A 22,888-nucleotide genomic window follows, 5' to 3' on the forward strand; every position below is an offset into this window, starting at 1 on the left:
GGCGGTATACGGGCGCGGGATCATACCGGGATTGGTGGTTTTTTGAACAATATTTTGCAGGTTTCAGCTCAAAGGCTTCGCCGCGGCCAGATCGGGCACGACCCCTGCATCAAATTCAAGCCAATGGTGAATGAGTTAAAAAACTGCCGAACCAGCACGTCTACCGTCTGTCAGACCGACTAGGCTCTAGCAACTCCTTCAATCTCGCCCGAGGTCGCACCGATGTCTCAGGAACCGCTTGCACGAGAAGCAGAGGTAGCCGCATTCCGCGATGCTGTCTTGACCAAACTCACCTACGCGGTGGGCAAGGACCCGGATCACGCCTTCGACCATGACTGGTTCGAAGCCATTGCCCTGGCCGCCCGCGACCAGATGGTCGATCACTGGATGGACCACACGCGGCGTATTTATCGCAAAGGCCAGAAGCGCGTTTACTACCTTTCGCTGGAATTTCTCATTGGCCGTCTGCTGTACGACAGCCTGAGCAATCTGGGCGTGTTGGAGATCGCCCGTGAAGCGCTGTCGGAGCTGGGCGTGGATCTGGAGCGCATTCGCCTGCTGGAGCCCGACGCGGCGCTCGGCAATGGTGGCCTGGGCCGTTTGGCGGCGTGCTTTATGGAAAGCATGTCGACCCTGGGTATTGCCGGTCACGGTTACGGCATCCGCTACGAACACGGCTTGTTCCGCCAGGCCATCGTTGACGGCTGGCAGCAGGAACAGACCGAACGCTGGCTGGATTTCGGTAACCCTTGGGAATTCGAACGCGCCGAAGTGATTTACCCGATCGGCTTTGGCGGCAGCGTCGAAACCCTGGCGGACGCCTCCGGCAAGATGATCCAGGTGTGGTCACCCAACGAAACCGTCAGGGCTGTGGCCTATGACACCCCGGTCGTCGGCTGGCGTGGCGCCAGCGTCAACACCCTGCGCCTTTGGCGGGCACGGGCGGTGGAAGACTTGCACCTGGAGCGCTTCAATGCCGGTGACCACTTGGGCGCCGTCGCCGAAGTGGCCCGTGCCGAAAGCATCTCCCGCGTGCTTTACCCGGCCGACAGCACCGAAGCAGGGCAGGAACTGCGCCTGCGCCAGGAATACTTCTTCGTCTCCGCGTCCCTGCAGGACTTGCTGCGCCGCCACAAGAACATGCACGGTTCGGTGCTCAGCCTGGGCGAACACGCCGCCATCCAGCTCAACGACACTCACCCGTCCATCGCCGTGGCCGAGTTGATGCGCCAACTGGTCGACCTGCACGATGTACCGTGGGAAGCCGCGTGGGATGTCACCGTCGAGACGCTTTCGTACACCAACCACACCTTGCTGCCCGAAGCGCTGGAAACCTGGCCGGTAGGTCTGATGGAGCGCATGTTGCCCCGGCATATGCAGATCATCTACTTGATCAACGCCCAGCACATTGACTCGCTGCGCGCCAAGGGCATCCATGACTTCGACGTGCTGCGCGCCGTCTCGCTGATCGAAGAAGACAACGGCCGCCGCGTGCGCATGGGCAATCTGGCCTTCCTCGGCTCCCATAGCGTCAATGGCGTATCGGGCCTGCATACCCAATTGATGCGCAGCACGGTGTTCTCCGAGCTGCACAAGCTGTATCCCGAGCGCATCAACAACAAAACCAACGGCATTACCTTCCGCCGCTGGCTGTACCAGGCCAACCCCAAGCTCACCGATATGCTGGTGGAAGCCCTGGGGCCGGATATTCTCGACCAGCCCGAGCAGCGTTTGATCGAATTGGAGCCGTTCGCCGAGAAACAGGCTTTTCGCAAGTCCTTCGCCGAACAGCGCCTGCACAGCAAGCGTGCACTGGCCCAGATCATTCATGAGCGCCTGGGTATCGCGATTAACCCGGCGGCGATGTTCGATGTGCAGGTCAAGCGCATCCATGAGTACAAGCGCCAACTGCTTAACCTGCTGCACACCGTGGCGCTGTATCAGGCGATTCGCGCCGAGCCGGGCACCGACTGGGTGCCTCGGGTGAAGATCTTCGCCGGCAAGGCTGCGGCCAGTTACCACCAGGCCAAGCTGATCATCAAGTTGACCAACGACATCGCCCGCACCGTCAACAACGACCCGACCGTGCGCGGTTTGCTCAAGGTGGTGTTCCTGCCCAACTACAACGTCAGCCTGGCGGAAAGCATTATTCCGGCGGCGGATTTGTCCGAGCAGATCTCCACGGCCGGCTTTGAAGCCTCGGGCACCAGCAATATGAAGTTCGGCCTCAACGGTGCGCTGACCATCGGCACCATGGACGGCGCCAACGTGGAAATGCACGAGCGGGTCGGCGCCGAGCACATGTTTATCTTCGGCCTCAGTGCCCAGCAGGTGGAAGCCCGCAAGCACGCCGGTGAATTCAACGCCGGGCCGGACATCGCTGCGTCCCATCGTTTAAACGACGTGCTGCAAGCGATCCGTGGTGGGGTGTTCTCGCCGGATGATCCTGGGCGCTATGTGGGCCTGATCGACGGGCTGATCGACTATGACCGCTTCCTGGTATGTGCTGACTTTGACTCTTACTGGGACGCTCAGGCGCGGGTCGAAGCGCATTGGCACGACTCCAAGGCGTGGTGGCGTTCGGCGGTGCTCAATACCGCGCGCATGGGCTGGTTCAGCTCGGACCGCACCATCCGCGAGTACGCCACCGAGATCTGGAAAGCCCTCGACTGACCCCTGCGGTTAAAAATGTGGGAGGGGGCTTGCCCCCGATAGCGGTTGATCTGTCACTCATGCATTGACTGAATGACCGCAATCGCGGGCAAGCCCCCTCCCACATCAAGCCGGGTCGTGAACTCTATTGGCGTTAAATCCTCTGATTAGAGGAAATCAGCCCCGACTCGCGCTAAACTGCGCGGGTTTTTAGCCCCCCATTCTCCGGAGCCTTCCATGTCCCGCGTTACCTTGAGTCGCTATTTGATCGAGCAGACCCGCAGCAACAACACGCCTGCCGATCTGCGCTTCCTTATCGAAGTGGTGGCGCGTGCTTGCAAGGAAATCAGCCACGCCGTTTCCAAAGGCGCACTGGGCGGTGTCCTGGGCAGCATGGGCACTGAAAACGTGCAGGGCGAAGTGCAGAAGAAACTGGATGTGCTGTCCAACGAAATCCTGCTCGAAGCCAACGAGTGGGGCGGCCACCTGGCCGGTATGGCGTCCGAAGAAATGGACAATGCCTACCAGATCCCGGGCAAATACCCGAAGGGCGCATACCTGTTGGTATTCGACCCACTGGACGGTTCGTCCAACATCGACATCAACGCACCGGTCGGCACCATCTTCTCGGTACTGCGTTGCCCCAACGAATACCTGAGCCAGAACGAAGCCCTGAACGAAAAGGCCTTCCTGCAGCCAGGCACCGAGCAGGTGGCTGCCGGTTACGCGATCTACGGCCCACAGACCATGCTGGTGCTGACCCTGGGCGACGGCGTCAAAGGCTTCACTCTGGACCGCGAAATGGGCAGCTTCGTGCTGACCCACGAAGATATTTCGATTCCTGCTTCTACCCAGGAATTCGCCATCAACATGTCCAACCAGCGTCACTGGGAAGAACCGGTGAAGCGCTACGTCAACGAGTTGATGGAAGGCGAAGAAGGCCCGTTGAAGAAGAACTTCAACATGCGCTGGGTCGCCGCGATGGTCGCCGATGTACACCGCATCCTGACCCGTGGTGGCTTGTTCATGTACCCACGCGACAGCCGCGAGCCGTCAAAGCCAGGCAAGCTGCGCCTGATGTACGAAGCCAACCCGATGTCGTTCCTGGTTGAGCAGGCAGGCGGTGCTTCGACCGACGGCCATCAGCGCATTCTCGACATCCAGCCTGAAGGCCTGCACCAGCGTGTGGCGGTGTTCCTTGGCTCCAAGGAAGAAGTTGAGCGTGTGACGGCTTATCACAAGAAATAAGATCTTGCGGTAATAAAAAAGCCCCGAAATGCTGTCAGCGTTTCGGGGCTTTCTTATTGGATGAGGTTCTTGAGCAGCAGCGCCTGCAGGTTCTTACGTGTGTCGGCAATGATATGCACGTAAATGAACGGGGCTCGGATTTCGTAGATGATCCGGTTCATTCCGCTGACAACCTGTCGATATTGGCTCAGGTTCAACTTCTCGATTTCTTCCGGTATCGAGCCTGCATAGGGTTGAGCCTCAAGCAGGCGTATTGCCTGTTTGATCGCGTCGTAGGACTGCTGCCAGGTCGCTGCCGAGAACTGCCGGCTGAGGTACGACTTGAGGTCTTTAAGGTCGCGTTTTGCCGAGTGGAGAATCACAACCTTGAAGGTCATTGAGCGTCGTCCTTGTCCAGTTCGGCGAACACGTCCTCCATATCCTGAAACTGCCCCAATTCAATTTGCCGGTTGCCCAAGGCCAGTAGCTTTAACAAGGCCATGGTTTCTGCCTGTTCTTCAAAACTCTTCACATCCATCACCACCAGCTTCGCTTCGCCATTTTGGGTGATAACCAGTGGTTCACGGCTTTCGGTGAGGGTTTTGACGATCTCGGCGGTATGACTTTTCAAGTAGCTGATCGGTTTTATTTGGGAAGAGAATTTCATGGGATGACCCTCACACAGTTTGGGACTGATTTTAGTCTTAATTTGGTCTGGTACAGGGCGGATCTGATCAAAGGCAGTGATTATTCATTCCCGAATACGCTTAAAGGGCCCAGTTCACAGAAAAAATAAATACCACCCCCCATCGGGAACCAGACACCCCTTTTCCCTTCTAAGCTTCTGGCAGATACCCCAGCTGCTTTGTCTCTCCAGGAGCTTTTCCATGTCTTTACGCCGTCTCGCCCTGCTGGCTTTTTGCGTGCTCTTAGCCGCTTGCAGCAAGGTCAATCAAGAAAACTACCAGAAACTGTCGGCCGGCATGGCCAAGGCCGAGGTGGAGTCGTTGCTGGGCAAGCCGACCGATTGTTCCGGCGCACTGGGCATGTCCAGCTGCACCTGGGGCGATAAAAACAGCTTTATCAGCGTGCAGTACGCCGGTGACAAAGTTCTGATGTTTTCCGGGCAAGGCCTGAAGTAAACCGGGGCGCGAGCCTGCGGGAGAAGAAGAATGATGCGTTTTGTTTTGTTCCTTTGCGCCAGCCTGTTTTTGGCGGGCTGCGCCAGCCATTCTGGCGATGATCTGCAACCCAAGACGGCAACCAACGTCAACCTCAAGCGTTACCAGGGCACCTGGTATGAGTTGGCTCGATTGCCGATGTACTTCCAGCGCAACTGCGCGCAATCCGAGGCGCGTTACACCTTGCTGCCCGATGGCGACATGTCGGTGTTCAACCGCTGCCTGACGCCTGAATGGAAGTGGCAAGAAGCCAAAGGCACGGCCACGCCGCAGGTGCCAGGCAAGACCGACAAGCTGTGGGTGGAATTCAATAACTGGTTTACATCACTGTTGCCGGGCGTTGCCAAGGGCGACTACTGGGTGCTGTATGTCAGCGATGACTACAAGACCGCCATCGTCGGCAGCCCGAGCCGTCGCTATATGTGGATCCTGTCGCGCACGCCGACGGTGAGTGCCGATACCCGCGAAGACCTGCTCAGCAGGGCGCGACAGCAAGGCTATGACACCACGCGGTTGATCTGGCGTACGTCGGACAAGCAGATGGCAAAGACGTCCCAGTAATTGGCAGCATCCCCAATCAAACGTGGGAGCTGGCTTGCCTGCGATAGCATCCACCCGGTGTAACTGATGCACCGAGGTGTCTGTATCGCAGGCAAGCCAGCTCCCACAGTTGTTATGGGTTGGCCGTTAGTTCAGCAAATCCTTCAATACCTGGGTGAATGCCCGGCTGCTGTCTTCTTCACCTGCATGATGCCCATCTCGCACCACCCACTTGCCATTGACCAGCACGTCGCGCACTTGGCGATCGCCACCTGCAAATAGCCAGCGATTGAGAATCCCATCCTCACTGGCCGTCGCCAGGTACGGGTCGCTACCGTCCAGCACAATCCAATCCGCACGCTTGCCTACTTCCAGCCGCCCAATCGGCTGGCCCAGCGCTTGTGCGCCACCGTCCAGCGCAGCATCGAACAGCGTGCGGCCAACCATCGGCTGATCACTGCGATACAGGCGATTACGCCGTTGGTCACGCAGGCGCTGGCCATATTCCAACCAACGTAGCTCCTCCACCACGCTCAGCGACACATGGCTGTCGGAGCCGATACCCATGCGTCCGCCCTGGGCGAGAAAATCCACCGCCGGGAAAATCCCATCGCCCAGGTTGGCTTCGGTGGTCAGGCACAAACCGGCAATCGCTCGGCTCTTGGCCATGCGTGTCACTTCGTCAGCATCGGCATGGGTGGCGTGTACCAGGCACCAGCGCTCGTCCACTTCAACGTTGTCATACAGCCATTGCAGCGGGCGCTTGCCGCTCCAGGCCAGGCAATCGTCGACTTCTTTTTGTTGCTCGGCGATATGGATATGCACCGGGCAGGTCTTGTCACTGGCGGCCAGCACGGTGTGGATTTGTTCGGGGGTGACGGCGCGCAGGGAATGGAAGCACAGGCCCAGTTGCTGCGCTGGTTGTGCCGCCAGAATGGGCTGCAAGCGGGCTTGCAGGTCCAGGTAGTGTTCTGTGCTGTTGATAAACCGTCGCTGGCCTTCATTTGGCGCCTGGCCACCAAAGCCTGCGTGGGTGTAGAGCACCGGCAGCAAGGTCAGGCCGATGCCGCTGCCGGCGGCCGCCAGGCTGATCTGGCGTGACAGTTCCGTACGGTCGGCGTAAGGCTGGCCATTGGTATCGTGATGCACGTAATGAAACTCGGCCACCGAGGTGTAGCCGGCCTTGAGCATTTCGATATACAGCTGACGGGCGATGATCTGTAACTGCTCGGGGTTGATTTTGCCGACCATCCGGTACATCAAATCGCGCCAGGTCCAGAAGCTGTCATTGGGGTTGCCGGCCACTTCGGCCAAACCCGCCATGGCGCGCTGGAACGCATGGGAGTGCAGGTTCGGCATGCCCGCCAAAACCGGGCCTCTGAGCCGTTCGGCGCCTTCTGCACCGGCATTGGGCTCAACCTTTGTCAGCAGGCCACCGGCGCTGACTTCAAGACGTACATCGTTGGCCCATCCATTAGGCAGCAGTGCGCGTTCGGCAAAGAAAGCGGACATGATCAAGGCACCCCGGTCGTGTGTTTATTTGTATATACATATACAGACGTTTGCCTGCTCGGTAAACTCCGGCAATCTATGCATCTTTTTCCCCTGCAAGGATTCCTCGTGCCGACTCCGCCTGCCAAGTCTTCGCTGGCTGCCCACATGGACGAAAGTCCGGCGCCCTTGTATGCCCGCGTCAAACAGATGATCAGCCAGCAGATCCTCAACGGCAACTGGCCGCCCCATTACCGCGTTCCGTCGGAAAGCGAACTGGTCAGCCAGTTGGGTTTCAGCCGCATGACCATCAACCGTGCCCTGCGCGAACTCACCGCCGAAGGCTTGCTGGTGCGTATGCAAGGCGTCGGGACCTTCGTGGCCGAGCCGAAGAGCCAGTCGGCACTGTTTGAAGTGCATAACATTGCCGATGAAATCGCTTCCCGTGGGCATCGGCATACGTGCCAGGTCATCACCCTGGGCGAAGAGGCCGCGGGCTCCGAACGCGCCGTCGCCCTGGAAATGCGCGAAGGCGGGCGCGTGTTTCACTCGCTGATCGTGCATTACGAGAACGACATTCCGGTGCAAATCGAAGACCGTTTCGTCAACGCCCTGGTCGCACCCGAGTACTTGCATCAGGACTTCACCCAGCAAACCCCTTATGCCTATCTGAACCAGGTCGCGCCGCTCACCGAGGGTGAACATGTGGTCGAAGCGATCCTGGCCGATGCAGACGAGTGCAAGCTGTTGCAGATCGAGCCGAGCGAGCCCTGCCTGTTGATTCGCCGTCGCACCTGGTCGGGTCGCCAGCCGGTCACCGCTGCGCGATTGATCCACCCCGGTTCCCGTCACAGCCTGGAAGGACGGTTCAGCAAATGAGTACAGCGAAGGTCTGGCGCGCCGCCGACTACGTGCGCATGCCGTGGAAAAACGGGGGCGGCAGCACCGAAGAAATCAGCCGCGACGCCGGCACCGGCCTGGATGGATTTGGCTGGCGTTTGTCGATTGCCGATATCGCCGAGTCGGGTGGGTTTTCTACCTTTGCCGGTTACCAGCGCGTGATCACCGTGATCAAAGGCGCCGGTATGGTGTTGACCGTAGACGGTGAGGAGCAACGCGGCTTGTTACCGTTGCAGCCGTTCGCGTTCAACGGCGAAAGCCAGGTGTCATGCCGTTTGATCACCGGGCCGATCCGCGACTTCAACCTGATCTACTCGCCACAGCGTTACCACGCACGGTTGCAGTGGGTGGATGGCGTGCAGCAGTTTTTCAGCACGGCGCAGACGGTGCTGGTGTTCAGCGTGGCGGATGAGGTGAAGGTGCTGGGCGAGAAGCTCGGCCATCACGATTGCCTGCAAGTGGACGGTAACACTGGCTTGCTGGATATCTCGGTCAGCGGCCGCAGCTGCGTAATCGAACTGACCGCACTCGGTTAAAAACTGTGGGAGCTGGCTTGCCTGCGATAGCGGTGTATCAGCCTAGGATGTGCTGACTGACACACTGCTATCGCAGGCAAGCCAGCTCCCACATTTGTTTTTGCATTGTTCACAGAATCTGTTTCCAACCCGCGCACCCATTTGTTACCGAACGCCCCAGCGTGATGCAAAGCTTCGCTGCCGTGACAAATTCCCCTAGCTGCAAAAAACCTCCGTAAGAAATTTCATCAAGCGTTGAAGCCTTGATTTACAAGGCTCGCACGCCCCGTGCAAAAAAATCCCAACCCCTCCCGGCTAAAGTTGGCCGCTCGATTGCATATGCTTGTACATACAAGTAAAGATGTGTGCGTAAGACTTCGCACCATCAGTGTCCGCGCATCGTTCGCCGAGGAGTCCTAGCTGTGACCAAGCCTACAAAATACCGTGACGTCGAAATCCGCGCCGCCCGCGGTAACAAGCTCACCGCCAAAAGCTGGCTGACCGAAGCGCCGTTGCGCATGTTAATGAACAACCTCGACCCGCAAGTGGCCGAGAACCCCAAGGAACTGGTGGTTTACGGCGGTATCGGCCGTGCGGCGCGCAACTGGGAATGCTACGACCAGATCGTCGAGAGCCTCACCAATCTGAACGACGACGAAACCCTGCTGGTGCAATCCGGCAAGCCGGTCGGCGTGTTCAAGACCCACAGCAACGCCCCGCGCGTGTTGATCGCCAACTCCAACCTGGTGCCGCACTGGGCCAGTTGGGAACACTTCAACGAGCTGGATGCCAAAGGCCTGGCCATGTACGGCCAGATGACCGCCGGCAGCTGGATCTACATCGGCAGCCAGGGCATCGTCCAGGGCACCTACGAAACCTTCGTCGAAGCCGGGCGCCAGCATTACAACAGTGACCTCACCGGCCGTTGGGTCCTCACCGCGGGCCTCGGCGGCATGGGCGGCGCACAGCCATTGGCCGCGACCCTGGCCGGCGCCTGCTCGCTGAACATCGAGTGCCAACAGGTCAGCATCGACTTCCGCTTGAACAGCCGCTATGTCGACGAGCAAGCCACCGACCTCGACGACGCCCTGGCGCGCATTGCCAAATACACCAAGGAAGGCAAAGCCATCTCCATCGCCCTGCTGGGCAACGCCGCCGAGATTCTGCCGGAGCTGGTCAAGCGTGGCGTGCGCCCGGACATGGTCACCGACCAGACCAGCGCCCACGACCCGCTCAATGGCTACCTGCCTGCCGGCTGGACCTGGGACGAATACCGCGCTCGCGCCAAAACCGAGCCGGCTGCCGTGATCAAGGCCGCCAAACAGTCCATGGCCGTGCACGTTAAAGCCATGCTCGAATTCCAGAAGCAAGGCATCCCGACCTTCGACTACGGCAACAACATTCGCCAGATGGCCCAGGAAGAGGGCGTGGAAAACGCGTTCGACTTCCCGGGTTTTGTACCGGCCTACATCCGCCCACTGTTCTGCCGTGGTATCGGCCCGTTCCGCTGGGCGGCGCTGTCCGGGGACCCGCAAGACATCTACAAGACCGACGCCAAAGTCAAAGAACTGATCCCGGATGACGCCCACCTGCACAACTGGCTGGACATGGCCCGCGAGCGCATCAGCTTCCAGGGCCTGCCGGCACGTATCTGCTGGGTCGGCCTGGGCCAACGCGCCAAGTTGGGCCTGGCGTTCAACGAAATGGTGCGCAGCGGCGAGCTGTCCGCGCCGGTCGTGATTGGCCGTGACCACCTGGACTCGGGCTCTGTCGCCAGCCCCAACCGTGAAACCGAAGCCATGCAGGATGGCTCCGATGCCGTGTCCGACTGGCCGTTGCTCAATGCCTTGCTCAATACCGCGAGCGGTGCGACCTGGGTCTCGTTGCACCACGGCGGCGGTGTGGGCATGGGCTTCTCCCAGCACTCAGGGATGGTAATCGTCTGCGACGGTACTGACGAAGCGGCCGAGCGGATTGCGCGGGTGCTGCACAACGACCCGGCGACCGGGGTGATGCGTCATGCCGATGCGGGTTATCAGATTGCTATCGACTGCGCCAAGGAACAGGGCCTGAACCTGCCGATGATCAAGTAACGGCTGGCGCAGTACCTGTGGGAGCTGGCTTGCCTGCGATGCAGACGACGCGGTCTGACAGTAAGACCGAGGCGATGCTATCGCAGGCAAGCCAGCTCCCACAGAAGAGCAAGATGCATACAAAACAATCCATCAGAGGTTGAACAACATGGCTGCAAACGACACCACCCCGTTGATCGAGAAACGTTCGATCGACTACATCCCGGAAGCGGAAAGACATGGTCGTCTATTCAGCCAGTTCACCCTGTGGATGGGTGCCAACCTGCAGATCACTGCGATTGTCACCGGGGCGTTGGCCGTGGTGCTGGGTGGTGATGTGTTCTGGTCGTTGATCGGCCTGCTCATCGGTCAACTGATCGGCGGCGGCGTCATGGCGTTGCATGCCGCGCAAGGGCCCAAGCTCGGCTTGCCGCAGATGATCTCCAGTCGGGTGCAGTTCGGCGTGTATGGTGCGGCTATCCCGATCGTGCTGGTGTGCTTGATGTACGTGGGTTTCACCGCGACCGGCACCGTGCTGTCGGGTCAGGCACTGGGCCAATTGTTCGGAGTCAGCGACAGCGTAGGTATTCTGATTTTCGCCAGTGTCATCGTGCTGGTCACCGTACTGGGTTACCGGGTGATCCACTTCATCGGCCGTGTCGCCAGCATCATCGGCGTGATTGCCTTTGTATATCTGTTCAGTCGCCTGATGAGCCAGACCGACGTTGGCGCGCTCCTGCAAATCCGCCACTTCAGCTGGAGCAGCTTTCTGTTGGCCGTGTCGCTTGCGGCCTCCTGGCAGATCGCTTTCGGCCCCTACGTGGCGGACTATTCGCGTTACCTGCCGAGCAATACGTCGTCAGTGAAAACCTTTCTCGCCGCCGGCGCGGGATCGGTCATCGGCGCGCAGGTGGCAATGGTGCTCGGCGTGTTCGCCGCGGCCATGTCCAACGGCCAGTTTGCCGGGCATGAAGTGGCCTACATCGTGGGATTGAGCGGCACGGGAGCCACCGCTGCGTTGCTGTATTTCAGCATCGCATTCGGCAAGGTCACCATCTCCACGCTCAACTCCTACGGCAGCTTCATGTGCATTGCGACCATCATCAGCGGTTTCCGTGGACGCCTGGAGGTCACGCGTCTGCAACGCCTGGTGTTCGTGCTGGCCATCGTCGGTACGGCAACCCTGATCGCCTTGCTCGGCCAGCACTCGTTCCTCGGTGCATTCAAGTCGTTCATCCTGTTCCTGCTGGCGTTTTTCACGCCCTGGAGCGCGATCAATCTGGTGGATTACTACTGCATAACCCGCGAACGCTATGACGTGCCGGCACTGGCCGACCCCAACGGTCGTTATGGTCGCTGGAACTTGCTGGGTATCAGCGTGTATGTCTTCGGCGTGCTGGTGCAGTTGCCGTTCATCTCGACCAAGTTCTACACCGGTCCTTTGGTGGCCGCGCTGGGTGACGTGGATATTTCCTGGATCATCGGCCTGGTGCTGCCTGCGGCCCTCTATTACGTGTGTGCGAAAAAATGGCACGGCACGGTACCCGATCACCTGATCCTGCCAAAAGAGCAGGGCGCTTTACCCACAACAGACGGGCTGGCTGCACAAGCCTGATGGGACGTGGACGAGGCAGGACGCCTTTTGACTGCCGTAATCCATTTCATGATTGGGAGCGTCACAACAATGAAAATGCATAAGACCCTGCTGACTACGTTGCTCTCTGCGGGCTTGCTGGCGAGTGCCGGCGCCCAGGCGGCCGGCTGGTGCGAATCCGGCAAGCCGGTGAAATTCGCCGGGCTGAATTGGGAAAGCGGCATGTTGCTCACCGACATCCTGCAAACCGTGCTGGAAAAAGGCTACGACTGCAAAACCGACAGCCTGCCGGGCAACTCCATCACCATGGAAAACGCCTTGAGCAGCAACGATATTCAGGTGTTCGCCGAAGAGTGGGTGGGCCGCAGCGAAGTCTGGAACAAGGCCGAAAAGGCCGGCAAGGTTGTCGGTGTTGGCGCCCCGGTGGTTGGTGCGGTGGAGGGCTGGTACGTGCCGCGCTATGTGATCGAAGGTGATGCCAAACGCAAGCTGGAAGCCAAGGCACCGGACCTGAAAAACATCGCTGACCTGGCCAGGTACGCCTCGGTATTCAAGGATCAGGAAGAACCGTCCAAGGGCCGTTTCTACAATTGCCCGGCCGGCTGGACCTGTGAGCTGGACAACAGCGAAATGCTCAAGAGCTACGGCCTGGAAAGCACCTATACCAACTTCCGCCCGGGCACAGGCCCGGCGCTGGATGCGGCGGTGCTGTCGAGCTACAAGCGTGGCGAGCCGATCCTGTTTTACTACTGGTCGCCGACGCCGCTGATGGGCCAGGTCGACCTGGTCAAACTGGAAGAAAAGCCCGGCGTGGATAAAAGCGTGAGCATCAAGGTCGGCCTCTCCAAGACTTTCTACGAGCAAGCCCCCGAACTGGTGGCCGTGCTGGAAAAGGTCAACCTGCCCATCGACCTGCTGAACCAGAACCTGGGCCGCATGGCCAAGGAGCGTATCGAGTCGCCGAAACTGGCGAAAATTTTCCTCAAGGAACATCCTGAAGTCTGGCACGCCTGGGTGAGCGACGACGCAGCCAAGAAAATCGACGCGGCCTTGTAGGTCAAGTGTGCGCGGCTACCCTCAAGGGTGGCCGGGCGGCTGGCCACAACCCACTGGATCGAGAGCACGATATGTTTCCTGAGAGTTTTACCTTTTCCATCGCCGACTGGGTCAACGGTTGGGTGGATTCACTGGTCACCAACTACGGCGATGTGTTCCGGCACATCTCCGACACCCTGCTATGGGCCATCGTTAACCTGGAAGGCCTGCTGCGCATGGCGCCCTGGTGGCTGATGCTGGCCATTGTCGGGGGCATCGCCTGGCACGCCACGCGCAAGCTGGTGACCACGACGGTGATCGTCGGTCTGCTGTTCCTGGTGGGCGCCGTTGGCCTGTGGGACAAGCTGATGCAAACCCTGGCACTGATGATGGTGGCCACGGTGATTTCGGTGTTGATCGGCATCCCCCTGGGCATCCTGTCGGCGCGCAGTAATCGCCTGCGTTCGGTGTTGATGCCGCTGCTGGACATCATGCAAACCATGCCCAGCTTCGTGTACCTGATCCCGGTGCTGATGTTGTTCGGCCTGGGCAAGGTGCCGGCGATTTTCGCCACGGTGATCTACGCCGCGCCGCCACTGATTCGCCTGACCGACCTGGGCATTCGCCAGGTCGATGGCGAAGTCATGGAAGCCATCAACGCCTTCGGCGCCAACCGCTGGCAGCAACTGTTCGGCGTGCAATTGCCGCTGGCGCTGCCAAGCATCATGGCCGGGATCAACCAGACCACCATGATGGCGCTGTCGATGGTGGTGATCGCCTCAATGATCGGCGCCCGTGGCTTGGGTGAAGACGTGCTTGTCGGCATCCAGACCCTCAACGTTGGCCGCGGCCTTGAAGCCGGGCTGGCGATCGTGATTCTTGCAGTGGTCATCGACCGCATTACCCAGGCTTATGGCCGCCCACGGCATGAGGCGAGCAAATGACGACTGTCAGCAAAATCGAAGTCAAAAACGTCTTCAAGATCTTCGGCAACCGTTCCAGCGAAGCGCTGGCGCTGGTTGGCCAGGGCAAGACCAAGGACCAGGTACTGGCCGAGACCGGTTGCGTGGTCGGCGTGAACGATCTGTCCCTGAGCATCGCCACCGGTGAGATCTTCGTGATCATGGGCCTGTCGGGTTCCGGCAAGTCCACCCTGGTGCGCCATTTCAACCGCCTGATCGATCCCACCAGTGGCGCGATCCTGGTGGACGGCGAAGACATCCTGCAACTGGACATGGAAGCCCTGCGCCAATTCCGTCGCCACAAGATCAGCATGGTGTTCCAGAGCTTCGGCCTGCTGCCCCACAAGAGCGTGCTCGACAACGTCGCCTACGGCCTCAAGGTGCGCGGCGAAACCAGGCAAGTGTGTGCCGAGCGCGCCCTGCACTGGATCGAAACCGTGGGCCTCAAGGGCTATGAAAACAAGTACCCGCATCAGCTGTCCGGCGGTATGCGCCAGCGTGTCGGCCTGGCCCGCGCCTTGGCTGCAGACACCGACATCATCCTGATGGACGAAGCCTTCAGCGCCCTCGACCCGCTGATCCGCGCCGAAATGCAGGACCAGTTGCTTGAGCTGCAAAAGACCCTGCACAAAACCATCGTGTTTATCACCCATGACCTCGACGAAGCCGTGCGCATTGGTAACCGCATTGCGATCCTCAAGGACGGCAAGCTGATCCAGGTCGGCACGCCGCGGGAGATCCTGCATTCGCCGGCGGATGAGTATGTGGACCGCTTTGTTCAGCGCCGGGCGGCGGTGGTCTGACGGACGCCATCGCAGGCAAGCCAGCTCCCACATTTGATTGGGTTCACACAGTTCAAATGTGGGAGCCGGGCTTGCCCGCGATGAGGCCGCCAAAGGTTTAGAGAATATGAAGAGGTCAACGATGTCCCAGGCAACCAAAATCATCATCGCCGATGCCCCCATGCGCTGGCAGGACGTGGCCGCCGTCGCCCGCCACGGCGCCGTGCTCGAACTCTCGGGCCACGCCTGGGCGCGCATCGACAATGCCCAGGCCATCGTGCAGCGCATCGTCGCCAGCGGCGAACGCGCCTATGGCGTGAACACCGGCCTGGGCGCGTTGTGCAATGTGTCGCTTGAGGGCGAGCAACTGAGCCAACTGTCGCGCAATACGCTGCTCAGCCATGCCTGCGGCGTGGGCCCGGTGCTCAGTGACGAGCAGACCCGGGCAATAATCTGCGCGGCAATCATCAACTACAGCCACGGTAAATCCGGGCTGCACCCGCAGGTGGTGCACTCGCTGCTGGCGCTGCTCAATCACGGCATCACGCCGCAGGTGCCGTCCCAGGGCTCGGTGGGGTATCTGACCCACATGGCCCATATTGGCGTGGCGTTGCTCGGTATCGGCAATGTGAGCTACCGCGGCCGGATCGTCACGGCGCAATACGCGTTGCAGGCTGAAGGCTTGCAGCCGGTGGTGCTCGGTGCCAAGGACGGCCTTTGCCTGGTCAACGGCACGCCGTGCATGACCGGGCTGAGTTGCCTGGCCCTGGCCGACGCGCACCACCTGTTGCAATGGGCCGACGTGGTCGGTGCCATGAGTTTCGAAGCCCAACGCGGCCAGATCGACGCCTTTGACGCAGAAATCATCGCCCTCAAGCCGCACCCGGGTATGCAGCAAGTGGGCAGTAACCTGCGTGCTCTGCTCGACGGCAGTGAAGTGATCGCCGGCAGCAAAGGCATCCGCACCCAGGACGCCTTGAGCCTTCGCTCGATCCCGCAGATTCACGGCGCGGCCCGCGATCAGGTGGAGCACGCCACGCGCCAGATCGAGACCGAACTCAACAGCGCCACCGACAACCCTTTGGTGCTCGGCACACCGGTCAGCTACCGCGTAGTGTCCCAGGCCAACCCCCACGGCCAGTCCGTGGCGCTGGCGGCCGACATGCTCGCCATCGCCATGGCCGAAATCGGCTCGGTGGCCGAGCGCCGCCTGGACCGCCTGATCAATCCGCACGTCAGCGGCTTGCCGGCCTTTCTGGTCAGCAACCCCGGGGTCAACTCCGGAATGATGATCGTGCAGTACGTCGCCGCGTCCCTGTGCGGGCAAAACCGTCAGCTGGCGCAACCGGCGGTGCTCGACAACTTCGTCACCTCGGGCCTGCAGGAAGACCACTTGAGCATGGGCACCAACGCCGCGCTCAAGCTGCACCAGGTACTGGCCAACCTTACCCAGATTCTTGCCATCGAATACCTGCTGGCGGCTCAGGCGTTCGAGTTCCTCAAGAGCCAGCGCTTCGGCGCCGGCACCGACCATGCCTGGCGCTTGCTGCGCGAAGTGGTCCCCGCTTACGAACAGGACCGCTGGCTGGCGCCGGATATTGCCGCCGCTGCCCGCTTGCTTAAAGACACTGCGTTACCGAATTTGCACTGAACACTTAAGAATAATTCACAAGGAGAACGAATGTGACTGCGCTAAACCTGATTCCAGGCCAACTGAGCCTCGCCCAACTGCGTGCCATCTACCAGCAGCCGGTAACCCTCAGCCTGGATGACAGTGCCTCGGCCCAGATCGAAGCCAGTGTTGCCTGCGTGGAGCAGATCCTCGCCGAGAACCGCACTGCCTATGGCATCAACACCGGTTTTGGCCTGCTGGCCTCGACCCGCATTGCCAGTGAAGACCTGGAAAACCTCCAGCGTTCCCTGGTGCTGTCCCACGCTGCCGGTGTCGGTGAGCCGATCAGCGATGCGCTGGTGCGGCTGGTGATGGTGCTCAAGGTCAACAGCCTGAGCCGCGGCTTCTCCGGGATTCGTCGCCAGGTGATCGACGCGCTGATCGCGCTGATCAATGCCCAGGTGTACCCGCACATTCCGCTCAAGGGTTCGGTCGGCGCCTCCGGTGACTTGGCGCCCTTGGCGCATATGTCTCTGGTACTGCTTGGCGAAGGCAAGGCACGCTACAAGGGCGAGTGGCTGGAGGCGACCGAAGCGCTGAAAGTGGCTGGCCTGACGCCGCTGACCCTGGCCGCCAAAGAGGGCCTGGCCCTCCTCAACGGCACCCAGGTGTCCACCGCTTATGCATTGCGCGGCCTGTTCGAAGGTGAAGACCTGTTCGCCGGTGCGCTTGCGTGTGGCGGCCTGACCGTGGAAGCGGTATTGGGTTCGCGCTCGCCGTTCGATGCGCGCATTCATGCCGCTCGTGGCCAGCGCGGGCAAATCGATTCGGCTGCGGCCTATCGCGATCTGTTGGGCGAAAGCAGCCAGGTATCCCAGTCCCACCAGAACTGCGACAAGGTGCAAGACCCGTACTCCCTGCGTTGCCAACCACAGGTCATGGGCGCCTGCCTGACCCAGTTCCGCCAGGCCGCCGAAGTGCTGGTCGTGGAAGCCAACGCCGTGTCGGATAACCCGCTGGTATTTGCCGCCGAAGGCGATGTGATTTCCGGCGGCAACTTCCACGCCGAACCGGTGGCCATGGCCGCCGATAACATGGCCCTGGCGATTGCCGAAATCGGCTCGCTGAGCGAGCGTCGTATCTCGTTGATGATGGACAAACACATGTCGCAACTGCCGCCGTTTTTGGTGGGCAATGGCGGGGTGAACTCCGGTTTCATGATTGCCCAGGTGACCGCTGCCGCGCTCGCCAGCGAGAACAAGGCGTTGGCCCATCCCCATAGCGTCGACAGCCTGCCGACTTCGGCCAACCAGGAAGACCACGTGTCCATGGCCCCGGCTGCCGGCAAGCGCCTGTGGGAAATGGCCGAGAACACCCGTGGCATTCTGGCCGTTGAGTGGCTTGCAGCCTGCCAGGGCCTGGACCTGCGCGATGGCCTGAAAACCTCGCCAAAACTGGAAAAAGCCCGCGGCATCCTGCGCGACAAAGTGGCGTTCTATGACAAGGACCGCTTCTTCGCCCCAGACATCAACGCCGCCAGCGAACTGCTAGCCACCCGCTGCCTGAATGAGCTGGTACCGGCCAAGTTGCTGCCGAGCCTTTAAGCTCACCGGTACCCAATGTGGGAGCTGGCTTGCCTGCGATAGCGGTGTGTCTGCGCCAGATGGGCTGGCTGGAAGTCCGCCATCGCAGGCAAGCCAGCTCCCACATTGATTTTCGCCAGATTCAGATTTTCTCGGGATAAGAATAATAGGGAAGAGAAATGCACCAGCCAGAAAAAGGTTTGAAACGCGGGCTCAACGCCCGACATATTCGCTTTATGGCACTCGGTTCCGCGATTGGCACCGGGCTGTTCTATGGGTCTGCCTCCGCCATCCAGATGGCTGGCCCTGCCGTACTGCTGGCTTACCTGATTGGCGGCGCCGCCGTGTTCATGGTGATGCGCGCCCTCGGCGAAATGGCCGTGCACAACCCGGTATCCGGCTCCTTCGGCCACTACGCCAGCACCTACCTAGGGCCTATGGCCGGGTTTATCCTCGGCTGGACCTACGCCTTTGAAATGATCATCGTCTGCCTGGCCGACGTCACCGCGTTCGGCATCTACATGGGCTTCTGGTTTCCCGAGGTAGCCCGTTGGGTCTGGGTGCTGGGCATTGTGTTTTTGATCGGTGGCCTGAACCTGTGCAACGTCAAAGTCTTTGGCGAAATGGAATTCTGGCTGTCGTTGCTCAAGGTCGGTGCCATCGTGGCGATGATCCTCGGCGGCTTCGGCATCATGCTGTTCGGCATTCACTCTGCCGGTGAAACCCAGGCTAGCGGCCTGAGTAACCTGTGGGCCCACGGCGGCTTTATGCCCAACGGCATTGGCGGGTTGATCGCCTCGTTTGCGGTGGTGATGTTTGCGTTCGGCGGTATCGAAATCATCGGTATCACTGCCGGTGAAGCCAAAGACCCACAGCGTGTGATCCCCAAGGCAATCAATGCGGTGCCGCTGCGTATCCTGTTGTTCTACGTGCTGACCCTGTTCGTGTTGATGGCGATCTACCCGTGGCCGCAGATCGGCAGCCAGGGCAGCCCGTTTGTGCAGATCTTCAGTAACCTGGGGATAGGCTCGGCGGCGACCATCCTCAATATCGTGGTGATTTCGGCTGCGGTGTCGGCCATCAACAGCGACATCTTCGGTGCCGGTCGCATGATGTACGGCCTGGCCCAGCAAGGCCAGGCGCCCAAGGGCTTCGCGCAATTGTCCAAACAGGGCGTGCCGTGGATGACCGTGGTGGTGATGGGCGCCGCGTTGCTCGGCGGCGTGGTGCTCAACTACCTGATCCCGGAAAACGTATTCCTGCTGATCGCTTCGATTGCCACGTTCGCCACTGTGTGGGTATGGCTGATGATCCTGTTTACCCAGGTCGCCATGCGTCGCTCAATGACCAAAGAGCAGGTCGCCGAACTGAAATTCCCGGTGCCGTTCTGGCCCTATGCGCCGGCAGCGGCCATTGTATTCATGCTGTTCGTGTTTGGTGTGCTCGGTTACTTCCCGGACACCCAGGCCGCCTTGATGGTCGGCGCCGTATGGATTGTGCTGCTGATCGTCGCGTACCTGCTGTGGGTCAAACCCGCCGCCGGGCAAGCGGCCAAGGTCCATTACGAACAGGCTTTGTCTCATCGATAACTTAGGGAGGCGTTGATGAAAACCCTTTGGCAACACTGCCACGTCGCAACCATGGCTCAGGGCAGATACTCGATTATCGAGGATGCCGCCATGGTGACTGCGGGCTCGCTGATCGAGTGGATCGGCCCGCGCAGCCAGGCACCGACAGGCGATTACGCCCAGGTGCATGACCTGCAAGGCGCGTGGGTCACCCCCGGGCTGATCGACTGCCACACCCACACCGTGTTTGGTGGTAACCGCAGCGGCGAATTCGAGCAGCGCCTCGAAGGCGTCAGCTACGCCGACATCGCGGCCAAGGGCGGCGGTATTGCCAGCACCGTGCGTGCCACCCGCGCCGCCACGGAAGATGAACTGTTTGCCAGTGCTGAAAAGCGCCTGCGCAGTTTGCTGCGTGACGGCGTGACCACGGTGGAGATCAAGTCCGGCTACGGCCTGGACTTGGCCAACGAGCGCAAGATGTTGCGCGTGGCCCGGCGTCTGGGTGACGCGCTGCCGGTCAGCGTGCGCGCCACGTGCCTGGCCGCTCACGCGCTGCCGCCGGAGTATAAAGACCGCGCCGATGATTACATTGAGCACATCTGCAATGAGATGCTGCCGGCGCTGGCCGCAGAAGGCCTGGTGGATGCGGTGGATGCGTTCTGTGAATACCTGGCGTTCTCCCCCGAACAGGTCGAGCGCGTGTTCAAGGTTGCCCAACAGCTTGGCTTGCCGGTGAAGCTGCACGCCGAGCAGCTTTCGTCGCTGCACGGTTCCAGCCTGGCGGCGCGCTATCACGCGCTGTCGGCCGACCACCTTGAGTTCATGACCGAAGAGGACGCCATCGCCATGGCCGCTGCCGGCACCGTTGCGGTGTTGCTGCCGGGTGCATTTTACTTTCTGCGTGAAACCCAGTTGCCGCCCATGGAGGCCCTGCGCAAGCACGGCGTGAAGATCGCCATCGCCAGCGATCTCAACCCCGGCACTTCCCCGGCGTTGTCGGTGCGTTTGATGCTGAACATGGCCTGCACCCTGTTTCGCATGACCCCGGAAGAAGCCCTGGCCGGCGCCACGCAACACGCGGCCACCGCGTTGGGCATGGGCGATACCCATGGTTCCCTGGAAGCGGGCAAGGTTGCCGACTTTGTTGCCTGGCAGATTGATCGCCCCGCCGACCTTGCCTACTGGCTGGGCGGCGAGTTGGATAAACGCGTTGTGCGCCACGGCGTCGACGTCACTGCATAAGGAGTGGTGTTGTGGATAAGGTTCTGACATTCAAACAAGGCCGCGTACCGCTGCTGATCAGCATGCCCCACGCCGGCCTGCGGCTCACCCCTGCGGTCGAGTCCGGGTTGATCCCCCAGGCGCAAAGCCTGCCGGACACCGACTGGCATATACCGCTGTTGTATGACTTTGCCCAAGAACTGGGCGCCAGCACCCTGGCGGCAGAGTACTCGCGGTTTGTCATCGACTTGAACCGCCCTTCCGATAACAAGCCGCTGTATGCCGGCGCCACTACTGGCCTGTATCCGCAGACGCTGTTCGATGGCGTGCCGTTGTTCCGTGAAGGGCAAACGCCCTCCGAAGAAGAACGGGCCAGTTACCTGCAAAAAATCTGGGGGCCGTACCACCGCCAACTGCAAGAAGAACTGGCACGCCTCAAGGCCGAGTTCGGCTACGCGCTGCTGTTCGACGCGCACTCGATCCGCTCGGTGATCCCACACCTGTTCGACGGCAAATTACCGGATTTCAACCTCGGCACCTTCAATGGCGCCGCCTGCGATCCAGAATTGGCCAGTCAGTTGGAAGCCATCTGCGCCCAGCATCCCCAGTACACCCATGTGCTGAACGGGCGCTTCAAGGGCGGCCATATCACCCGGCACTACGGTGACCCGGCGCAAGATATCCATGCCGTGCAACTGGAGTTGTGCCAGAGCACCTATATGGAAGAGTTTGAGCCGTTCCGTTATCGCGAGGATTTGGCCGCGCCGACGCGAGTGGTGTTAAGGCAGTTGCTGGACGCTCTTTTGGCATGGGGCGGCCAACGGTACGGGAAGTAAAAGAGCGGCGATCATCGGCTTGTAGATGATCGCCCCCTTGTGTTTCGTGTGTGTTGAATCATTCGCCGCCAGGATTGAACAGTTTAAAGTGGCCCTCTACCTGGAATGGAAGGTCATCGAAGTCGATAGCTTTGAATGTAAAGGTGCCGATGATGCTCTTTTTGCCTGCATCCCATTCATAGGCTATGCGTCCATCGCGTCCTATAAACTCCTCGAGTGTATCCAGTTCATTCTTCTCGTCTGGAATATCGTCCAGATATTTTATATAGCGTGCGCTGTTTTTTTTAAAGTCTGGCAGCCTTAAGGCGCGAACCAGCGTGTGGCTACCCTTCTGGGGGGCTCTCTCAATGTAAAGGTGAATGCCATTGGCCAGCGCGCGACCGGTGTTTTTATCCTGGGTATCGTGAAAGCCCATTAGCGTCCAGCACTTAACGCCGTAGTTATCCACACTCTTTAGAATGTTCACTTTGTTGGCCTTGAAGTGTTCTGTCTTATCTTGGTATTTGACCGTTGCCACGAATTCTTCGGGCGTGTCGTGTTGCAATGATGGCGAGCTCATAATCGGATCTCCCTTTTAGAGGCAGGCGTTGATTCCTTCCTGATGCTGCCGGTTGCTAAATGGAGTGACTTCCTTTGTTGAGAATGTCGAAGTGCCCCATTACATGGGTTGGGGTGCGATCAGGGGCGAGTGCTGAAAAACTGAAATGGCCCTGAATACGATCGGCATCCTCTAGCTCGACAACGGATCCGTCCAGGCTTTGGTACAGCTCTTGGGTGTCCAGGTCTCTATCGGGGTCGGGTATTTTGTCCAGCACCTTGAAGTAGATGGCGCTGTCCTTCACCGCTGTGGGGGGCGGTAAAGCCGCCACCAATCTGCGGGGCTTCAATGATGGCGCTGCTGATATATAGAGGTGGATGCCGAATATCTCCGGGCTGCCGGTTGTTTTATTGATCACGTCTTGAAATGCGATGATTGACCAGCACTCAGCATTATCTTTATCCGTCATCTTTTTAATAGTTACTGTGTTGGCGACGAATAATTCCTTCTGAGTGCCATCACTTACAATAGCTTTGAACTCTTCCAAGGGAGCTTTTTGGCTTGCTGATGTGTTCATGA

General features: G+C 59.9%; 21 protein-coding genes. 16 read left to right on the top strand and 5 right to left on the bottom strand.

Going from position 1 to position 22,888, the window contains the following annotated elements:
- The first annotated feature begins 222 nt into the window (after positions 1 to 222).
- Positions 223 to 2,673, top strand: coding sequence for a glycogen/starch/alpha-glucan phosphorylase (locus JFT63_RS19095; protein WP_057702456.1), 2,451 nt, complete (start codon positions 223 to 225; stop codon positions 2,671 to 2,673).
- Between the two features lie 216 nt (positions 2,674 to 2,889).
- Positions 2,890 to 3,900, top strand: a complete 1,011-nt coding sequence (locus JFT63_RS19100) for a class 1 fructose-bisphosphatase (RefSeq protein ID WP_003187818.1) — start codon at positions 2,890 to 2,892, stop codon at positions 3,898 to 3,900.
- A gap of 53 nt (positions 3,901 to 3,953) precedes the next feature.
- Here JFT63_RS19100 and JFT63_RS19105 read toward each other — a convergent pair whose 3' ends face one another.
- Together JFT63_RS19105 and JFT63_RS19110 are read right to left on the bottom strand one after the other, a co-directional pair.
- Positions 3,954 to 4,277, bottom strand: a complete 324-nt coding sequence (locus JFT63_RS19105) for a type II toxin-antitoxin system RelE/ParE family toxin (protein ID WP_198844529.1) — start codon at positions 4,275 to 4,277, stop codon at positions 3,954 to 3,956.
- Positions 4,274 to 4,546 (bottom strand): type II toxin-antitoxin system Phd/YefM family antitoxin, encoded by a 273-nt coding sequence (locus JFT63_RS19110; RefSeq protein WP_003171142.1) that lies wholly within the window; start codon positions 4,544 to 4,546, stop codon positions 4,274 to 4,276. The genes JFT63_RS19105 and JFT63_RS19110 overlap by 4 nt, the downstream gene beginning before the upstream one ends.
- Positions 4,547 to 4,766: 220 nt before the next feature.
- On the opposite strand from JFT63_RS19110, the gene JFT63_RS19115 reads away from it, so the two are divergent.
- Together JFT63_RS19115 and JFT63_RS19120 are read left to right on the top strand one after the other, a co-directional pair.
- Complete coding sequence (locus JFT63_RS19115; protein ID WP_033897714.1) at positions 4,767 to 5,021, top strand: lipoprotein; 255 nt, start codon at positions 4,767 to 4,769, stop codon at positions 5,019 to 5,021.
- Between the two features lie 30 nt (positions 5,022 to 5,051).
- On the top strand, positions 5,052 to 5,621 hold the full coding sequence (locus tag JFT63_RS19120) for a lipocalin family protein (protein ID WP_057702458.1): 570 nt from the start codon (positions 5,052 to 5,054) through the stop codon (positions 5,619 to 5,621).
- A gap of 126 nt (positions 5,622 to 5,747) precedes the next feature.
- Here the strand turns inward: JFT63_RS19120 and JFT63_RS19125 are convergent, their stop codons facing one another.
- Complete coding sequence (locus tag JFT63_RS19125) at positions 5,748 to 7,112, bottom strand: formimidoylglutamate deiminase (RefSeq protein ID WP_198844530.1); 1,365 nt, start codon at positions 7,110 to 7,112, stop codon at positions 5,748 to 5,750.
- 147 nt (positions 7,113 to 7,259) lie between these two features.
- Here JFT63_RS19125 and hutC point away from each other — a divergent pair, with 147 nt between their 5' ends.
- The 12 genes from hutC to hutG all read left to right on the top strand — a co-directional run bounded on the left by hutC (position 7,260) and on the right by hutG (position 21,771).
- Positions 7,260 to 7,970 carry a histidine utilization repressor gene (gene hutC, locus JFT63_RS19130; RefSeq protein ID WP_232910453.1) on the top strand — a complete coding sequence of 237 codons (711 nt, stop codon included), beginning with the start codon at positions 7,260 to 7,262 and terminating at the stop codon, positions 7,968 to 7,970.
- On the top strand, positions 7,967 to 8,527 hold the full coding sequence (locus JFT63_RS19135; protein WP_186559678.1) for a HutD/Ves family protein: 561 nt from the start codon (positions 7,967 to 7,969) through the stop codon (positions 8,525 to 8,527). Before hutC ends, JFT63_RS19135 begins: the two co-directional genes overlap by 4 nt.
- A gap of 401 nt (positions 8,528 to 8,928) precedes the next feature.
- Positions 8,929 to 10,599 carry a urocanate hydratase gene (gene hutU / locus JFT63_RS19140; RefSeq protein ID WP_014716533.1) on the top strand — a complete coding sequence of 557 codons (1,671 nt, stop codon included), beginning with the start codon at positions 8,929 to 8,931 and terminating at the stop codon, positions 10,597 to 10,599.
- A gap of 148 nt (positions 10,600 to 10,747) precedes the next feature.
- Complete coding sequence (locus JFT63_RS19145; protein ID WP_186559676.1) at positions 10,748 to 12,193, top strand: purine-cytosine permease family protein; 1,446 nt, start codon at positions 10,748 to 10,750, stop codon at positions 12,191 to 12,193.
- A gap of 69 nt (positions 12,194 to 12,262) precedes the next feature.
- The gene (locus tag JFT63_RS19150; RefSeq protein ID WP_198844531.1) at positions 12,263 to 13,228 is read left to right on the top strand and encodes an ABC transporter substrate-binding protein; all 966 of its coding nucleotides are present in this window, start codon (positions 12,263 to 12,265) and stop codon (positions 13,226 to 13,228) included.
- A 71-nt stretch (positions 13,229 to 13,299) separates the two neighbouring features.
- Positions 13,300 to 14,151 (top strand): ABC transporter permease, encoded by an 852-nt coding sequence (locus tag JFT63_RS19155; RefSeq protein WP_198707873.1) that lies wholly within the window; start codon positions 13,300 to 13,302, stop codon positions 14,149 to 14,151.
- Positions 14,148 to 14,972, top strand: coding sequence for a quaternary amine ABC transporter ATP-binding protein (locus JFT63_RS19160; RefSeq protein ID WP_186559670.1), 825 nt, complete (start codon positions 14,148 to 14,150; stop codon positions 14,970 to 14,972). Before JFT63_RS19155 ends, JFT63_RS19160 begins: the two co-directional genes overlap by 4 nt.
- Before the next feature lie 121 nt (positions 14,973 to 15,093).
- Positions 15,094 to 16,602: an HAL/PAL/TAL family ammonia-lyase gene (locus tag JFT63_RS19165; RefSeq protein ID WP_057702465.1), complete on the top strand. Its 1,509-nt coding sequence runs from the start codon at positions 15,094 to 15,096 to the stop codon at positions 16,600 to 16,602.
- A 32-nt stretch (positions 16,603 to 16,634) separates the two neighbouring features.
- A complete protein-coding gene (gene hutH, locus JFT63_RS19170; RefSeq protein ID WP_057702466.1) occupies positions 16,635 to 18,167 on the top strand; it encodes a histidine ammonia-lyase in 1,533 nt (510 codons plus the stop codon).
- A gap of 158 nt (positions 18,168 to 18,325) precedes the next feature.
- The gene (locus tag JFT63_RS19175; protein ID WP_005783962.1) at positions 18,326 to 19,735 is read left to right on the top strand and encodes an amino acid permease; all 1,410 of its coding nucleotides are present in this window, start codon (positions 18,326 to 18,328) and stop codon (positions 19,733 to 19,735) included.
- Positions 19,736 to 19,750: 15 nt separating this feature from the next.
- Complete coding sequence (gene hutI / locus JFT63_RS19180) at positions 19,751 to 20,956, top strand: imidazolonepropionase (RefSeq protein WP_186559668.1); 1,206 nt, start codon at positions 19,751 to 19,753, stop codon at positions 20,954 to 20,956.
- Positions 20,957 to 20,967: 11 nt separating this feature from the next.
- Complete coding sequence (hutG, locus tag JFT63_RS19185; RefSeq protein ID WP_057702468.1) at positions 20,968 to 21,771, top strand: N-formylglutamate deformylase; 804 nt, start codon at positions 20,968 to 20,970, stop codon at positions 21,769 to 21,771.
- Positions 21,772 to 21,829: 58 nt separating this feature from the next.
- Here hutG and JFT63_RS19190 read toward each other — a convergent pair whose 3' ends face one another.
- Together JFT63_RS19190 and JFT63_RS19195 are read right to left on the bottom strand one after the other, a co-directional pair.
- Positions 21,830 to 22,330 carry a hypothetical protein gene (locus tag JFT63_RS19190; protein WP_057702469.1) on the bottom strand — a complete coding sequence of 167 codons (501 nt, stop codon included), beginning with the start codon at positions 22,328 to 22,330 and terminating at the stop codon, positions 21,830 to 21,832.
- Positions 22,331 to 22,385: 55 nt separating this feature from the next.
- A complete protein-coding gene (locus JFT63_RS19195) occupies positions 22,386 to 22,886 on the bottom strand; it encodes a hypothetical protein (RefSeq protein ID WP_198844532.1) in 501 nt (166 codons plus the stop codon).
- Positions 22,887 to 22,888: the final 2 nt, after the last annotated feature.

Origin of the sequence: Pseudomonas sp. MF7453 (assembly GCF_016405455.1) — a bacterium.
Classification (GTDB): domain Bacteria; phylum Pseudomonadota; class Gammaproteobacteria; order Pseudomonadales; family Pseudomonadaceae; genus Aquipseudomonas; species Aquipseudomonas paralactis.

Bases quoted from the DNA above. Each gene is read 5' to 3' on its own strand.
- JFT63_RS19120 (WP_057702458.1), top strand. From the start codon at position 5,052: ATGATGCGTTTTGTTTTGTTCCTTTGCGCCAGCCTGTTTTTGGCGGGC.
- JFT63_RS19145 (WP_186559676.1), top strand. From the start codon at position 10,748: ATGGCTGCAAACGACACCACCCCGTTGATCGAGAAACGTTCGATCGAC.
- hutI (WP_186559668.1), top strand. From the start codon at position 19,751: ATGAAAACCCTTTGGCAACACTGCCACGTCGCAACCATGGCTCAGGGC.
- JFT63_RS19100 (WP_003187818.1), top strand. From the start codon at position 2,890: ATGTCCCGCGTTACCTTGAGTCGCTATTTGATCGAGCAGACCCGCAGC.
- hutC (WP_232910453.1), top strand. From the start codon at position 7,260: ATGGACGAAAGTCCGGCGCCCTTGTATGCCCGCGTCAAACAGATGATC.
- JFT63_RS19165 (WP_057702465.1), top strand. From the start codon at position 15,094: ATGTCCCAGGCAACCAAAATCATCATCGCCGATGCCCCCATGCGCTGG.
- JFT63_RS19160 (WP_186559670.1), top strand. From the start codon at position 14,148: ATGACGACTGTCAGCAAAATCGAAGTCAAAAACGTCTTCAAGATCTTC.
- JFT63_RS19115 (WP_033897714.1), top strand. From the start codon at position 4,767: ATGTCTTTACGCCGTCTCGCCCTGCTGGCTTTTTGCGTGCTCTTAGCC.
- JFT63_RS19175 (WP_005783962.1), top strand. From the start codon at position 18,326: ATGCACCAGCCAGAAAAAGGTTTGAAACGCGGGCTCAACGCCCGACAT.
- JFT63_RS19155 (WP_198707873.1), top strand. From the start codon at position 13,300: ATGTTTCCTGAGAGTTTTACCTTTTCCATCGCCGACTGGGTCAACGGT.
- JFT63_RS19125 (WP_198844530.1), bottom strand. From the start codon at position 7,112: ATGTCCGCTTTCTTTGCCGAACGCGCACTGCTGCCTAATGGATGGGCC.
- JFT63_RS19110 (WP_003171142.1), bottom strand. From the start codon at position 4,546: ATGAAATTCTCTTCCCAAATAAAACCGATCAGCTACTTGAAAAGTCAT.
- JFT63_RS19195 (WP_198844532.1), bottom strand. From the start codon at position 22,886: ATGAACACATCAGCAAGCCAAAAAGCTCCCTTGGAAGAGTTCAAAGCT.
- JFT63_RS19095 (WP_057702456.1), top strand. From the start codon at position 223: ATGTCTCAGGAACCGCTTGCACGAGAAGCAGAGGTAGCCGCATTCCGC.
- JFT63_RS19135 (WP_186559678.1), top strand. From the start codon at position 7,967: ATGAGTACAGCGAAGGTCTGGCGCGCCGCCGACTACGTGCGCATGCCG.
- JFT63_RS19150 (WP_198844531.1), top strand. From the start codon at position 12,263: ATGAAAATGCATAAGACCCTGCTGACTACGTTGCTCTCTGCGGGCTTG.
- JFT63_RS19190 (WP_057702469.1), bottom strand. From the start codon at position 22,330: ATGAGCTCGCCATCATTGCAACACGACACGCCCGAAGAATTCGTGGCA.
- JFT63_RS19105 (WP_198844529.1), bottom strand. From the start codon at position 4,277: ATGACCTTCAAGGTTGTGATTCTCCACTCGGCAAAACGCGACCTTAAA.